We start from the raw sequence: 15648 nt of genomic DNA, 5'->3' as shown, positions 1-15648 counted from the left end.
ATCCTCCTTTTTGAACACTCAATTTTACTGTTTCGTCGCCTCCATCACCCATACAAAATGATTAAAACGTGTGAATTCAACTGTAAATCCATTTTGTTTTGCAATTTCTTGCAAGACAGGAATGGTTGTGTAGTATTCTGTTTCTAAATCCTTTGCTAGATTAAGGAAGCCTTTTTTTGTTGCGGACTGAATCGTCCTTGTATATTCTTGTTTATTTTCGAACATTGTATCCGCAAACACTATTTTACCACCTTTAGGTAGAATGTTGCTATATTGGGAAAAAGCTTGATTTTTCTCGCTATCATTTAAGTGGTGGAAGGCATACGTACTAACGATTGTGTCGATTTTATCAGCTGGTTTATTAAAAATGATAAAGTCACCATCTTCTATTGTTAGAGAATAGTTTTGAAGCTTTTCTAATGCAATTTCCCGCATTGGTTTTGAGGGTTCAATACCATACACTTTCTTATTTTCATCCAATAGCTTTTGAGTGAGATTACCAGTCCCTACTCCAAATTCCAAAACCGCGGGACCAGATTTTTGTACGACGTCATTTAGAATATCGTCATATCGCGAAAACACTTCCTGGTATTCAACATCATGACCTGTTACTGTCTGGTCATAAGTGTTTGCCCAACCTTCAAAAACCTCTAAAAACTCTCGCCCCATTTTCTTCACTCTCCACCATTATATATTATTCNNTCCTATAAGTATACTATGAATTTAAAAATGAACTGTTCTAAATTTAACATATTCATTTTCTATTTTCAATCATCATCTAAAAATAGAAACAAAAAAAACGCAGGATATCCTGCGCCTAATTTAATCATTATCCTCATTTTCATCTGATTTGTTCTCAGTTTCTGTATTCTTATAGTTTTTATAGGTTTCACTATCATTTTCTTTTAATTCTTCAACCTGTGTTGGTTTCCAGCCTTCATTTGGAACCCAATCTAGATATACTTTTAAAACTTGTTTTGTTGTTTTTGAAGAAACAGTTGCAGTAATGGAATTTCCGCCATTTCTTCCTAGCCACCAGACAACCATATCTGACCGATCAAAACCAGTTGCATAACTTGCGGCCATCTCCATTTCATTTCGATCAACTGAATCTTCCGTATAATCTATACTGTGAGGTTCTCCTTGAGCCGTACCTATTGGCTTCCATGCTGGATTGACTATTGTTTTTATAATATTTGATTCTGGGTCACCCTCTGTAACAACAGCAGATTCATCAGATTCTGGAGCTTTTTGCTCATCCTCATCTTCCTCAATGGGTTCCTGTTTTGTTTCTTCCTTTTTTTGTTTATCTGAAGTTTCATTCTTATCTTTCTCTTTGTCCTGTGAATCATCTGGTGCAGCTTTTCCCTCATTGTCTGCTGGTTGGTTCGTTTGATTTGAAGACACAGACTCATCTACATTTTTATCTCCAAAAATAAGCTTACCACCAAAAAAGATAATCAAAACAACTACAAGGACAATTAAAATATTTAAAATTCGATTTACCTTTTTTCGTTTCGCTCTTCTTTCGGATCGAGGACCTTCATACAATTTGTCTAAATCATACCCCATTTTACAGTACCTCCTAAAACGACTAATACTCAATCAACTATCTTCTTATTCTAGCATGTGTGACCGAAAGGTTGAAGACATTTCTTTATCAGTCGCTTGTTTTGGTACCTTTTTCCTGTTCCATTTGATGTATTCCTTGAACGATTTCATGAAAAACTGTATTCGTTACAGACTGAGAGCCTGGTTGCTCCAAATTGACCACTACAAGTGCATATTTCGGATTTTCAAACGGAAAATATCCCGCAAACCAAGTATTGACAAGTCCGGTCTCACCTTGTTTTTTTCCGGTTTCAGCTGTTCCAGATTTACCGGCCACATTATAAGGGAGATCGGCAAATCGTTGTCCAGTTCCAGATGTAACAACTCCTCGAAGCAATTCCTGGAGCCTACTTGCTGTATATGGAGCAATTTTGGGTCCTTCCATATCCTGTTTTGAAAAAGAAAATAAGGTTGTACCGTTTTTATATAACACATCACTAACAGTTCGAACTTCTTTTTTTGAACCGCCACGAGCAATGGTTGACATCATATTCGCTATACCTAATGGAGTTACCCTAACATCCTTTTGACCAATCGCTGTTTGCGCAATGGCTTTTGAAACATGTTTATCCTTTTCATCTGTCCAAATTTGACCATTTTTTTCATTTGGAATTTGCTTGAAATCCTGAAAACGAAATACATCACCATTCCAGCCAACTGGACCAAGTAAGCCAAGCATTTCGGAATATTTTTCAATTACATCTTGATCCTTTTGTAATAATTCCTGCGCCAGGCTAGCAAAAGTGTAATTACAGCTTTTTGCAAAGCTATTATGGAAATTAAGCATCCCATGCGGATATTCAGCTTGCCCTTCTCCATACAAATTTTGGTCACAATTGAACATTCTATCGTTAGAAATTTGCTGATGTTCAATCGCAGCTGCAGCTATTACCGTTTTAAAAACAGAACCAGGAAATTGCGGCATAATCATTTGGTTTTGGGCAGTTCCATCTTCAAATGGATTCGATGAATTTATATCCGGTTTACTAACCATTGCAAGTAAGTCATTGGATTCTACATCAAGAAGAACAATTCCACCCTTTTTCAAATCATTTTTATCAAGAATTTTTTCTGCCATAAGCTGTAAATCTTTATCCAATGTTGTCTGAATAGCAACTGGGTAATAAGGATTTGCTGGTGCTGTGTACTTTACATCAATGCCAAATAAAGGTCCACCATCCCCTGCCACATGATATAAGAGCTTCGCCTCTCCTTCCGGCAATAGGAATTCATCAAAGGTAGATTGCAAACCAGTGATTCCGAGTTTCGTATTCTGCGGTAAATAGGTTTTCTCAGGATAACGCTTCTGGAATAATTCTTTATTTTCACGTATTAAGCCAATTAAATGTTCAGCAATATCACTATCTAGCTTATATTGACGATGGACAGCAAATACACCTGGAATTTGGAGATTGTTGATTTTATTCATCTGCGTCTCGGTTAATTCTATGGGTCTGTCTCCACCAACAATTACAGGCTTCTTGGCATCTTGAATTTCATTTTTTAAAGTTGTTGCGGAAATATTTACGATTTCAGCTACATCCTCAGCTGGCCACTCAATGTTTTTTAAAAAAGGAAACAATACGAGTGTTGGATAATATTCATGGGTTAATGCCTTTTTATTTCGATCGATAAATCGACCACGTCCTTGATCAATAACCAGTTCTTGCGTTCGCTGCGAGACACTCGCTTCAATTAAATTAATATCTCGATTCGTAAATGATTCTGTAGTAACAAGCTGTAATTGCATAAGTCTGCAGACTAATCCTACTAAAGTTAAGAGGATGACGACTAGGATAATAATTGCACGCTTTTTGATTACCATAGAAAAAACACCTCGTCTACAGTTTCGACGAGGTGTCACAATATTTATACATATAAATCAAATTCGCCTTGGCGTATTTGCGCCCAGATTTTTTCGAGCAAGCTCGAAAAGTTACCTTTGAAAATCTGTGGCATCCGCCGGAGGTTCTAACTTTATTCTGTCTTTTGAATAAAGTTAGTCAATTTTTGTAATTTCAACAAGCAGGTCTCCACCTGGAGTTTGAACAGTCACTTTGTCCCCAACATGTTTTCCAAGTAGGCTTTTTGCAATTGGTGAGTCATTTGAAATTTTTCCTTCAAAAGGGTCTGCCTCAGCACTTCCCACAATTGTATATGTTTCTTCTTCACCATCCGGATGCTCAATAAACGTTACTGATTTTCCTAAAGAAACCTTGCCGGCACTGTCAGCATCCTCTTCAATAATTTTTGCATTACGAATCATATTTTCAATAGTTGTAATACGTCCTTCAACAAAAGCTTGCTCATCCTTCGCTGAATCATACTCTGAGTTCTCAGAAAGGTCTCCAAAGCTTCTTGCAATTTTAATACGTTCTACAACTTCTTTGCGCTTAACGGTCTTTAAATGTTCTAACTCCTGCTCTAATTTTTGCTTTCCCTCTACTGTCATTGGAAATACTTTCTCTACCATAATCCCTTCACTCCTTGTAGTCGTTACAATCCCCCTGTGATTGCTTTCAATATGTAGTACTTTTCTTGTTTTGTATGTAAGGAAAGGAATGATAGGGAATTTCTACCATTCCTTTCCTTATTATTTGTACTATCATAACACCTTTTTCTCTGTTATGTTATTACAAAATGACGTTTTGTTCAAGAATTGTTTGAATTTTTGTTACCATTAAGTCAATTGCAACGTGATTTTGTCCACCTTCAGGGATGATGATGTCCGCATATCGCTTCGTTGGTTCACAGAATTGATTATGCATTGGACGAACCACCGTTTCATATTGTAGGGTAACAGAATCCAATGTACGTCCACGGTCTTTAATGTCACGTAGCATTCTTCGGATGATTCGGATATCTGCATCTGTGTCAACAAACAGCTTAATGTCCATTAAATCGCGTAGTCGTTCATCCTCAAGAACGAGAATTCCCTCTAAAATAATAACATCCTTTGGTTCAACGTGAATCACTTCAGAGGACCTTGTATGAAATTTATAGTCATAAACTGGCTTACTTATACCTTTGTAGTCAAGAAGATTTTTAATATGCTCAATGAGTAAGTCATTATCAAAAGCTAAAGGATGGTCATAATTTGTATTTAATCTTTCTTCAAAAGGCATATGGCTTTGATCTTTATAATAAGAATCCTGCTCGATCATTAAGATTGAGTGACCCTTAAAATGTTCATATATGGCTTTTGATACACTTGTTTTACCTGATCCCGAGCCTCCAGCAATGCCAATGACAATTGGCTTCTTGCTCATCTTACTTCCCCTTTCGCATCATGTTGTTTGGATAAACAGGCTTGTCCACTTTAAACGAAACGATTTGCAATGGATGTTTTGCAGCCTCGATTTCGTTTCCGTCCTCATCCCATATCGCTTCAACTGTTTGTGTAAAGTTCTCAATTTCTGGACCAAAAAATTCAACCTGGTCTCCTTTTTTAAAGTAATTACGTTGTTGCAGTGTTACAATTCCTAACTTCTTATCATAGTCTAACACTAGACCTGCAAAATCATAAGTTGTTTTTTTGCTATGTGTGCCATACATTTGCTCATCGACACCAGGAACCCCTTCAAAAAAAGCAGGCGCAGTATCACGATTCGCACATTTATCAAGCTCTTTAAGCCACTCTTCATTAATGACAAAATTGTCCGGATCTGCACTGTATGCATCGATTACCTTTCGATATACACTAACGACTGTTGCAATATAGTGAATAGATTTCATTCGTCCTTCAATTTTCAAACTGTCAATTCCTAATTCAATCATGCGTGGAATCGATTCAATGAGCTTTAAGTCTTTTGGGCTCATCGCAAATGGTGAGTCATTTTCACCGAATAGGGCTATTTCATTTTCATCTTTACCCAGTTTAAATAAATCATAGTCCCATCTACATGATTGGCAGCATCCGCCACGATTGGAATCTCGAGCTGTCATATGATTACTTAATGTACAACGACCGGAATAAGCAATACACATCGCACCATGAACAAATGTTTCGATTTCGATGTCAACCTTTTCCTTCATTTTTTTAATTTCTTCAGCACTTGTTTCACGCGCTAGAACGACACGTTCTAACCCTTCTTCCTTCCAAAACTGTACTGCCTTCCAGTTGGATAGGGATTGTTGTGTGCTTAGGTGTACTTCCATTTTTGGAGCTACTCGTTTACATGTTTCAATTATAAGTGGATCTGCTACGATGATACCTGAGACTCCGGCTTTTTCAAGCCCCATTAAGTACTCATCTAGTCCATCCATATTTTCATTATGGGCAAATATGTTTGTTGTTACATAGATTTTGGCACCGTATTTGTTTGCAAATTCCACACCTTCAGCAATTTCTTCTAGTGTAAAATTATCAGCATTAGACCGAAGTCCATATTCTTGGCCACCGATAAAAACGGCATCTGCACCATAATGAACAGCAATTTTTAATTTTTCCAAGTTACCTGCAGGTGCAAGCAATTCTGGCTTTTTGATGATCACACGCTTGCCGTCTACTATTTTTGAAACAGGCTCTCTTACAACTGCTGTAGACATGCATATTCCTCCTCTTTGTTTAATCAGTAGACCGTTTCCTTAAAGTAGAAACCTGTGTCTAGTGGTCGATTGATTGGTTGAAGTTCTTCAAGCTGCTCTAATAGGTCACCCTTGACATCCTCATATTCATCACGATTTTCCACACATAAGTCGATGGCTTTTCGATAAATTTTCGTTGCCTCAAGTAAATATTCGGTAGGCTTTAAAATTCCTTCGATTTTAAAGCTATCAACACCAGCATCGATCATTTCTTCCAACTCATCGATAATACAAACATCATTTGGACTCATGATATGAGTGCCATTTTCATCTTCAAAAATCGGATATTTGTTGTCCCGCTCTTTATCAAATAAGAACATATCTTTATCTTTTTTACGATTTTCGATTTCCAGCACATTACCTTGGTACTCGAAGTAGTTTCCAACTAATGAACGCTTTGATTGGAACATGCACATCATGCCATGTACTTGAACCTCAATTTCAACCTCTGCATTTTCTTTGATTTCAACAATTGCATCCATATTTAATTCACGAGCAAGGACTGCACGCTTTGCACCTTTTCTTCCCCAGTAATTACATGTGTACCAATTCGTTGCAGTCGTTTCTGTATTCCAGTGGAGCTTCATTTCTGGTGCAACCTCACGAACAGTCATCAAAACTGCGGGGTCTCCGAACACAATTGCGTCCACATTGCTATCCCGTAAAAATACAATATAATCTGCTAACTCATCTACTTTTTCATTATGGAAAATCGCATTGATTGCAACATATATTTTTGCATCTTGAGCATGGGCAATTCCAACCGCTTGAACAATATCTTCACGATTAAATTCTCCAGCAAGACGCAACCCGTATCGTTGTTCACCTATAATAAATGCTGTTGCCCCAGCATTAATCAATGGTTCAATATCTTCTACACATGTAGGCGTGACCAGAAGCTCTGGTTTCTTCATTCCTTAACACCTCTTCTTTTACTTAATGCAACCCCATCCCCTACTGGTAAGATGGTTGTTTGGTAATCTGGATGTGCGAGAAGCCACTCGTTATACGATTTTATTTTTGTAACGAGATTTCGGATTCTTTTATTCTCGATTTCTTCCTCCGCCACAAGCCCTTTAAATAGTACATTATCAGTCACAATTAAGCCATCCCTTGAAAGGCATTTTTCATAGATGTCAAAAAAATGTCGATATTTGCCTTTTGCAGCATCAATAAAAATGCAGTCAAACTCACCGTGTTTTTTCACTTCATCCGCAGCTTCAAGTGCATCGCCAAAAATCACTTCGATTTGTGGGATTGTCCCAGTCCGTTCAATGTTTTCGAGGGCTTTTTCATATCGTTCTTCGTCCCGCTCAAGTGTTACAATTTTTGTTCCAGGAAGTGCCTGCGCCATACGTATCGCAGAATAGCCAATTGCCGTTCCGATTTCAAGAATTTGCTTCGGCTGAGATATCCGTAGTATTTGAAGCATCGTTTCAATGCCAACAAGTTCCATAATTGGTACATTGTTTTCTTTTGCATAACGTTCAATTTCTTCAACGATTTCGTTTCTTTTTGGAAGTAATCCTTCTAAATAATTGGTTATTTTACTTGATAACAAGAAAAAAACCTCCATTTCAATATGGTGGTATTGGGTAAGATTACAGTCATTTATTTTTGTATGATAATTTTGCTCGATTTATTTTACCATAAAGGAAAAGGGAACGCCATATTGGGTTCCCTTAAATCAATTACGCCTTTGCGTATTTGCGGAAAGATTTGTTTTGAGCAAGCTGGAAAACTTCCTCTAAAAAGTCTGTGGCATCCGCAGGAGGCTGTAACTTTATTCAGTTATTGCTGAATAAAGTTACTACTCTTGATTCGTTATATATTGTGCTTTCAATGCATTATGTTCTTCCAATGTCCTCGAATAATATACTTCTCCTGTTGGAGCTGCTAGGAAGTATAAATAATCTGTTTCAGCAGGATTTAGTGCGGCTGATAAAGATGATTCACCGCTATTTGCAATCGGTCCAGGTGTTAAACCTGTAATTTTATATGTGTTATACGGTGAGTTCACTTCAAGATGTTCGTAAAGTACGCGATCCTTATGCTTCCCTAATGCATAAAGAACTGTCGGGTCTGTTTGAAGTGGCATATCAATATTTAAACGATTATAAAACACACTAGATATTGTCTCTCGGTCTGTTTGCGCTGTCGCTTCTTCCTCTATTAACGAAGCCATGGTTAATAGTTTATGAGTTGAATCGATATATTTATTCCCTTCTATTAGCCCAACGTATTTAACTAGAACTTTCTCTGTTTGCTCCAGCATCGTTTCAACTATAGATTCAATTGAAGGTTTTTTCTCATAAAACGGATAGGTAGCAGGGAATAGGTAGCCCTCAAGTGGATGTTTTATATCCTTATTTAATATTTCTTCTGTTAAAATGCTTGGATATCTGCTGATTAAATCATTAACATAAGCAGTGTCATCCATTTTTTTTATGATTTCCTCTTGGGTATAGCCTGTTTGTTCAGCAATAATCGTTGCAATTTCCTCAAGTTGTTTTCCTTCAGGAATCACAAGTTTAAAAGCAGGTTCACCCATGAGAATTCCAGATTTCAAACTTTCTATGATTTCATCAAAGTTCATAGATTGATTAAATGTATATTCTCCAGCCTGAAAACCTGATTCATTCTTAAATTTCGTGTAGTAACGAAATACCTTTGCATTTTTAATAACATCATTTTTCTCAAGAATCCGGGCAATTGCTGTTGGTGATGAACCAATTGGAATCGTAACCTCGATTGATTCTTTATTTGTAGGGTTTACTGGCTCAAGTGCTGATTTTATATATAAATAGCCTCCGCCGATTATTCCAGATAAAGCTAATAGTATTATGATAAATACAATAAATACAATTTTACGGATCATTTTGGCTTCACTATGCCGTTCTTTTAGATTCTTTTTATAAACTTCCTTTTTTGACTCGTTATCTGACATATATCGTAAATCCTCCCCTCACTCGAATTATTATACTACATTTTTTTATCTAATTCGTCAATTTTAGGAAGAATTCACTAGGGAATTTGTAGATTTTTCTATATAATCTGATTTCTTACGATAGTTTCGAGGCATTTAGTGGGTATATTATGGAGAAAAGAAAAAAACAGCACGTGGCTGTTTTAGTCTTCTCCTTCTTCATCAAGGAATGTATTTAACATTTCTTCAACAAGATCCCACTCTTCTTCTGTTTCGATTGGTTGAAGTTCTCCATCTTCTCCATCTTCAGATGGGCTAAAGCTTGATGCATGGATTTCAATATCCTCTTCATCCTCATTGTCATCACTTAATGGATAATAAAGGACATAAGACTTTCCAAATTCTTCTGACTCGAATGTAAATAATACTTCACAAAGAATTTCATTTCCTTGTTCATCAATTACTGTAATTTGCTTTTCACCATGTTCCATGTAAATCCACCTCATTAATTTTTACTATCTAGATACCCTTGGAGAATCATGACTGCTGCCATTTTATCGATAACTTGCTTTCGTTTCTTTCGACTTACATCTGCGGATATTAGGACTCGTTCGGCTGCCACTGTTGAGAGACGCTCGTCCCATAAAATAATAGGCAGACTGAATTTCTCCTCGACCATATTAGCAAAATGCTGACTGGCCTCGCCACGTGGTCCAATTGTTCCATTCATATTTTTTGGTAAACCGATTACGACAGATTCTACCTCATACTCCTTGATAATCTCACCAAGTCGTTCCAAACCAAACTGCTGACGTTCTTCATTAATCTTGATTGTTTCAATACCTTGAGCAGTCCAGCCCATTTCATCACTGACGGCGACACCGACTGTTTTAGAACCGACGTCTAAACCGAGAACCCTCATTCGTTTTACCCCTCACGATGGATCTTTAAATAAGATTTTACTAACTCCTCAATTATTTCATCTCGCTCAAGCTTTCGGATAATATTCCTAGCATCATTATGGCGTGGAATATATGCAGGGTCTCCTGATAATAAGTATCCTACAATTTGATTGATTGGATTATATCCTTTTTCTTGAAGAGCATCATAAACATTGAATAACACTTCATTTACATTTGTTTCAACTGGTTCCTCTGGAAAGTTGAATTTCATTGTTTTATCAAATGAGCTCAAGTTCTGCACCTCACTCTTTAGATTCTGATGTTTGAATCCGTGCATGTAAATCCTACCATTTATTGTACACCAATCACAACTAAATAGAAACAAGAAGTGACAATTTGTATCATCCGTTTAGCCAGGATGATACAAATTTGTTTAATTTAGATGCTTTTTACCCATTCTTCTACAAATTGTAAGGCAGTTTCAAGTTGTTCTGGATTTTTACCACCAGCTTGGGCCATATCTGGGCGACCACCACCGCCACCACCACAACGGGTTGCAACTTCCTTGATTAATTTACCAGCATGGAACCCTTTGTCAATCAAGTCCTTCGTGACTCCTGCCGTTAAGTTAACCTTACCTTCATTTACAGAACCTAAAACAATAACCGCTGAGCCCAGCTTTTGTTTTAAGTCATCAACCATTGCACGAAGATTATTCATATCTTGGGCATTTACCTTGCTATATAAAACAGTTGCACCATTAATTTCTTTTGCTTTGTCAACAAGGCTACCAGCTTCAATATTACCCAATTTCGCTGATAGTGATTCATTCTCACGATGTAAATTGCGAATTTCATGCTGTAATGCTTCGATTCTGCTTGAAACTTCAGTTGGATTTGTTTTTAAAAGATTAGCAGCCTCGTGTAGTATTTTAACTTGGTCATTGATGGCATGGTATGCACTCTCACCTGTTACAGCTTCAATTCTGCGTGTTCCTGCCCCAATACCTGATTCTGAAACAATCTTGAATAACCCGATTGTTGACGTATTCGGTACATGGCATCCACCACAAAGTTCTAAACTATAATCGCCAACCTGAACAACACGAACAATGTCACCATATTTCTCGCCGAATAGGGCCATAGCTCCCATTGCTTTTGCTTCAGTTAATGATTTGTAATCAATATTAACAGGGATGCTACTCCAAATTTTTTCATTTACAATTGATTCAATTTGCTCGAGCTCTTCAGGCTTGATTTGTCCAAAATGGGAGAAGTCAAAACGCAAGCGACTTGATGTTACGAGTGAACCCGCTTGGTTTACATGAACTCCTAGAACATCCTTTAATGCCTGATGCAAAAGATGTGTTGCAGTATGGTTTTTAATAACCCCACCGCGATTTTCTTGGTTAACCTTGGCATGAAGTTGCTCACCACTAGCTAAACTTCCGTTTTCAATGACAACTCGGTGAAGGTTTTGACCATTTGGTGCTTTTTGGACATCTTTTACCACAAGTTTTGTATTTGCATTTTCAAGTGTACCCTCGTCGGCGATTTGTCCACCGCTCTCAGCATAGAAAGGTGTTTTGTCTAAAATAAGCTGAATTTCTTCACCTTCATTTGCTTTCTCAACGATTTCTCCATCTTTTACGATGACAAGAACTGTTGATTGCGCCTCAAGTTCATCATATCCAACAAAAGTACTTTCTACTTTTATTTCACCAAGAACACCGCTTTGGACTTGCATGGAATCCACATCTTGACGGGCAGATCTAGCTCTTTCACGTTGATTTTCCATTTCACGTTCGAATCCATCATGATCCACCTTCATGCCTTCTTCTTCAGCATATTCCTCTGTAAGTTCTACCGGAAACCCGTACGTGTCATATAAACGGAAAATATCTTCTCCGGATATGGTATCGCTGCCTTTAGCTTTTTCCTTATTAATAACGGTTGATAAAATAGCTAATCCATCATGTAGTGTTTCATGGAAGCGTTCCTCTTCTGTTTTCACTACTTTTTGGATAAATTCCGTTTTTTCTTTCACTTCTGGATAGAAATCAACCATGATTTCGCCTACTACAGGAACAAGTTCAAACATAAATGGACGATTAATCGAAATTTGTTTTGCGTAACGTACAGCGCGTCTTAATAATCTTCGGAGGACATAGCCTCTACCTTCATTTGATGGAAGTGCTCCGTCTCCCACTGCAAATGTAACGGTACGGATGTGGTCAGCAATAACCTTAAACGCTTCATCCTTTGATTTTTCTTGTCCATATTTTTCACCAGAAATAGACTCAGTTGCTTCGATAATTGGCATGAACAGGTCTGTATCAAAGTTTGTCGGCACATTTTGAATAACGGAGCACATTCTTTCAAGACCCATACCCGTATCAATATTTTTCTTAGGTAGCGGGGTATATGTACCATCTGGGTTATGGTTAAATTGCGAGAACACAAGGTTCCAGATTTCTAAATAACGTTCATTTTCTCCACCTGGAAATAGTTCTGGATCATTCGGGTCATTACCAAACTCTTCACCACGATCGAAGAAAATTTCAGTATTCGGACCACTTGGTCCTTCACCAATATCCCAGAAGTTTCCTTCTAGACGAATGATCCGCTCTTCAGGAATTCCAATTTTTTTATTCCAAATCTCATGGGCCTCATCATCCTCTGGATGAATCGTTACAGAAAGCTTCTCTGAGTCGAATCCTATCCATTCCTTACTTGTTAAGAATTCCCATGCCCACTCAATTGCTTCTTCTTTAAAGTAATCACCAATCGAGAAATTACCGAGCATTTCAAAGAAAGTGTGGTGTCTTGCTGTTTTACCTACATTTTCAATATCATTTGTTCGAATCGATTTCTGTGCATTACAGATACGCGGATTCCCAGGTATTACACGTCCATCAAAGTATTTTTTTAATGTAGCAACACCACTATTAATCCACAGTAAGGATGGGTCTTCATGTGGTACTAAAGAAGCACTGGGCTCCACAGCATGCCCTTTTGATTTAAAAAAATCTAAAAACATTTGACGTACTTGAGCTGATGTTAACTGTTTCATATCTTAACCTCCACTATCATTTTAGACATAAAAAAATACTCTAATCCCTAAAAACAGGGACGAGAGTATGCTCGCGGTACCACCCTGATTATGGACATAAAAAAGACTACGTCCATCACCTTCGTATATTGATAACGGTATTCACCGGTAGGGTTTCCTACACTCAGGAGTAGCTTTCTGTTACCCTTCATCTACGGATTCCTCTCAGCCATGGAAATCCCTCTCTGGTTTGATGGTACTGTAACATACTGGTTCCTTCATAGTTTTCATTTGTAAATACTTCATTTCTTGTCAATTATATTCAAGTCAAAAATGTTTGTCAATAATGGTGTTATTCCTTTCGAATAACAGTAAAATGCTGCTTCGCATGAACGATAAATACCTTTAAAATCGCTACGACGGGTACAGCAATAATGAGCCCCACAACCCCACCAATTTCTCCTCCTAATAAAAGGGCTGCAATGATTACGATAGGATGAAGCCGCAAACTTTTTCCTACGATTATGGGTGAAAGGAGATTTCCTTCAATAAATTGAAGTCCGAAAACTACAATCACGACAATGATTAACATTTTTACCGAGATTGTGGCGGCAATAATAGCAGCTGGAATTGCGCCAATAATCGGTCCGAAATAGGGAATAATGTTTGTTACTCCAACAATACTTCCAAATAACAAGGGATACTTCATTCCTGATATCCAGAATGCCACCGCCGCTGTCGTACCGACAAGCAAACAAACAATGAGCTGTCCCCTTATATAATTACCCAATGACTCATCAACATCTCGAAAAAAAAGCTGGCCTGCTTTTCTTAGTTTTCTTGGAGTCATGTACCAAAGCGCTTTTATCATTTGGTCATGATCCTTTAACATATAAAAAACGATGAATGGAATGATCGCAATAATAAAGATTGAATTGAGCAGTCCTTTCAAAAAATAGATAGTCCGTGATAGTAAGTAATCTAAATAGCTTTCAGCTGAATTAAGTAATTCATCAAGCTGTCCGTGAACAAATGCAGGTAACTTGGATGTTCCCGTTTCGATTTCTTGTAACCAAACTCTATAGGTTTTGCTAAATTCGGGAAAGCTCTCAGCAAGATCCCTAAGCTGCGCAAGAATCATTGGTATGCCTTTGTAAATAGCAATTCCAATTCCACCGAAAAATAGGAAATAGATAAGTAATATCGCAAGTGTCTTCGGAACCCCCTGATGGCTGAGTTTTTCAATTATTGGATGAAGCAAGTATGTAATAAAAACAGAAATGATAAATGGAATTAAAAATGTTTTTAAGAGTGATACAATTGGGAGCCAGATTGGAGCCAATTTTAAAAAAATATAAATTGTCAAAAACGCTAATAAAGATAAAGATAATCTAAAAATCCACTTGACCCTATTTTCGTTCATCTGTTTTCACTCCCTCGTTAGTAGTTTTTGGAATCTTAGGGGTTTTATACGGAGGATAAGCGCTGATGTAAACATTGTAAAAATACGGATTATTTTGTAAAATAATGCTGAAAGGATGTGGTAGTTTGATAATTAAATCACGCGGTGAAAACCTGGAATTAGAGCTAATTGGCTTTTTACGGATCCGTAGGAAACTAGAAGTAGAAGACGAAAACAATTTTAATTACCTTGAAAAAGGCTGGCACGGTGAAAAACAATTTGATCAATTGCTAATAGGTCTTCCAAATGAATGCCTCATTTTAAACAACCTTCTCCTCAAAGTGAACAACACCTTGTTTCAAATTGACTCCCTACTCATTACACGTAAGAAAATCAACATCTTTGAAGTTAAAAATAACGAAGGTGACCATATCTTCAAAAATGACCGCTTACACTTAATTTCTGGAAAAGAAATCAAAAACCCACTCAACCAAATAACCCGCAGTGAATCATTATTTCGGCAACTTCTCCAAGAATTGAGATTTAATATTGCAGTTGAATCTCACGTTGTATTCATAAACCCAGTGTTTTTATCTATATGAAGCACCAGTTAAGGCTCCATTTGTATTTCATGCGCAACTTAGTCGCTTTTTAAGTAATTTAGGTACGGTTGCTGTTTCTGAGGTTTCTAGTGATCATGTCCGATTAGCAGAAAAATTGGCTTCCTTACATATTACGGAAAACCCATATTCGCGGTTGCCTGCTTATACCTATGATGAGTTGGAGAAGGGAGTTGTATGTCGACGCGGGTGTAAGTTTATGGAAGTTTCCAATCAAAATTATCTTATTTGTCCAAGTTGCGGGGAGTTGGAACATAAAGAATCTGCGGTATTACGAAGTGTTAGGGAGTTTAGTTTACTTTTTCCTGATAAGAAGATTACGGCGAACGGAGTTATGGAGTGGTGTGGGGTGATATCACAAAAAAGAATAAGAAACACTCTACTAAAACACTTTAATCTCGTTAAAATGGGGAAGGGTTCGTATTACGTTTACCCGAAAGAGGATAAAGTGAAAGGCTGAGTTTTTAAGAATTTTGAAGTTACTGTTTATATGTATTTCTTTGGTATACGGCTACGATTTGATTGCTTGAGTTACTCTTTTTGTCATTT

The 15648-nt window shown here is 37.3% G+C and carries 15 protein-coding genes and 1 other annotated feature; of the genes, 1 reads left to right on the top strand and 14 read right to left on the bottom strand.

Annotated features, from left to right (window positions below):
- Positions 1-24: 24 nt before the first annotated feature.
- The 14 genes from V7112_RS05035 to V7112_RS04970 all read right to left on the bottom strand — a co-directional run bounded on the left by V7112_RS05035 (position 25) and on the right by V7112_RS04970 (position 14500).
- The gene (locus V7112_RS05035; protein ID WP_335416321.1) at positions 25-669 is read right to left on the bottom strand and encodes a class I SAM-dependent methyltransferase; all 645 of its coding nucleotides are present in this window, start codon (positions 667-669) and stop codon (positions 25-27) included.
- A gap of 153 nt (positions 670-822) precedes the next feature.
- Positions 823-1572: a YrrS family protein gene (locus V7112_RS05030; protein WP_335416320.1), complete on the bottom strand. Its 750-nt coding sequence runs from the start codon at positions 1570-1572 to the stop codon at positions 823-825.
- Between the two features lie 88 nt (positions 1573-1660).
- On the bottom strand, positions 1661-3436 hold the full coding sequence (locus V7112_RS05025; RefSeq protein ID WP_335416319.1) for a peptidoglycan D,D-transpeptidase FtsI family protein: 1776 nt from the start codon (positions 3434-3436) through the stop codon (positions 1661-1663).
- 174 nt (positions 3437-3610) lie between these two features.
- Positions 3611-4087, bottom strand: a complete 477-nt coding sequence (greA, locus tag V7112_RS05020) for a transcription elongation factor GreA (protein ID WP_335416398.1) — start codon at positions 4085-4087, stop codon at positions 3611-3613.
- 157 nt (positions 4088-4244) lie between these two features.
- A complete protein-coding gene (udk, locus tag V7112_RS05015) occupies positions 4245-4880 on the bottom strand; it encodes a uridine kinase (RefSeq protein WP_335416318.1) in 636 nt (211 codons plus the stop codon).
- Between the two features lies 1 nt (position 4881).
- On the bottom strand, positions 4882-6159 hold the full coding sequence (locus V7112_RS05010; RefSeq protein ID WP_335416316.1) for a peptidase U32 family protein: 1278 nt from the start codon (positions 6157-6159) through the stop codon (positions 4882-4884).
- Between the two features lie 23 nt (positions 6160-6182).
- Complete coding sequence (locus V7112_RS05005; RefSeq protein ID WP_335416315.1) at positions 6183-7112, bottom strand: peptidase U32 family protein; 930 nt, start codon at positions 7110-7112, stop codon at positions 6183-6185.
- The gene (locus V7112_RS05000) at positions 7109-7759 is read right to left on the bottom strand and encodes an O-methyltransferase (RefSeq protein ID WP_335416313.1); all 651 of its coding nucleotides are present in this window, start codon (positions 7757-7759) and stop codon (positions 7109-7111) included. The genes V7112_RS05005 and V7112_RS05000 overlap by 4 nt, the downstream gene beginning before the upstream one ends.
- Before the next feature lie 249 nt (positions 7760-8008).
- Positions 8009-9145 carry an endolytic transglycosylase MltG gene (mltG, locus tag V7112_RS04995; protein WP_335416311.1) on the bottom strand — a complete coding sequence of 379 codons (1137 nt, stop codon included), beginning with the start codon at positions 9143-9145 and terminating at the stop codon, positions 8009-8011.
- A gap of 182 nt (positions 9146-9327) precedes the next feature.
- Positions 9328-9615, bottom strand: coding sequence for a DUF1292 domain-containing protein (locus V7112_RS04990; protein ID WP_335416309.1), 288 nt, complete (start codon positions 9613-9615; stop codon positions 9328-9330).
- A 14-nt stretch (positions 9616-9629) separates the two neighbouring features.
- Entirely contained in the window at positions 9630-10046 is a 417-nt protein-coding gene (ruvX, locus tag V7112_RS04985) for a Holliday junction resolvase RuvX (RefSeq protein ID WP_335416307.1), read from the bottom strand.
- Positions 10047-10051: 5 nt separating this feature from the next.
- The gene (locus V7112_RS04980; RefSeq protein WP_010678229.1) at positions 10052-10318 is read right to left on the bottom strand and encodes an IreB family regulatory phosphoprotein; all 267 of its coding nucleotides are present in this window, start codon (positions 10316-10318) and stop codon (positions 10052-10054) included.
- Between the two features lie 146 nt (positions 10319-10464).
- Positions 10465-13098: an alanine--tRNA ligase gene (gene alaS / locus V7112_RS04975; RefSeq protein WP_335416305.1), complete on the bottom strand. Its 2634-nt coding sequence runs from the start codon at positions 13096-13098 to the stop codon at positions 10465-10467.
- Positions 13099-13150: 52 nt separating this feature from the next.
- Positions 13151-13368 (bottom strand) — a binding site (T-box leader).
- A gap of 61 nt (positions 13369-13429) precedes the next feature.
- Positions 13430-14500 carry an AI-2E family transporter gene (locus V7112_RS04970; RefSeq protein ID WP_335416301.1) on the bottom strand — a complete coding sequence of 357 codons (1071 nt, stop codon included), beginning with the start codon at positions 14498-14500 and terminating at the stop codon, positions 13430-13432.
- Positions 14501-14625: 125 nt separating this feature from the next.
- Here V7112_RS04970 and V7112_RS04965 point away from each other — a divergent pair, with 125 nt between their 5' ends.
- Positions 14626-15081 (top strand): nuclease-related domain-containing protein, encoded by a 456-nt coding sequence (locus V7112_RS04965; protein WP_335416298.1) that lies wholly within the window; start codon positions 14626-14628, stop codon positions 15079-15081.
- The last annotated feature ends 567 nt before the right edge of the window (positions 15082-15648 follow it).

Origin of the sequence: Bacillus sp. JJ1566, assembly GCF_036962685.1 — a bacterium.
GTDB lineage: Bacteria > Bacillota > Bacilli > Bacillales > Bacillaceae_L > Ferdinandcohnia.
This window is presented reverse-complemented; position numbering and strand designations above follow the sequence as displayed.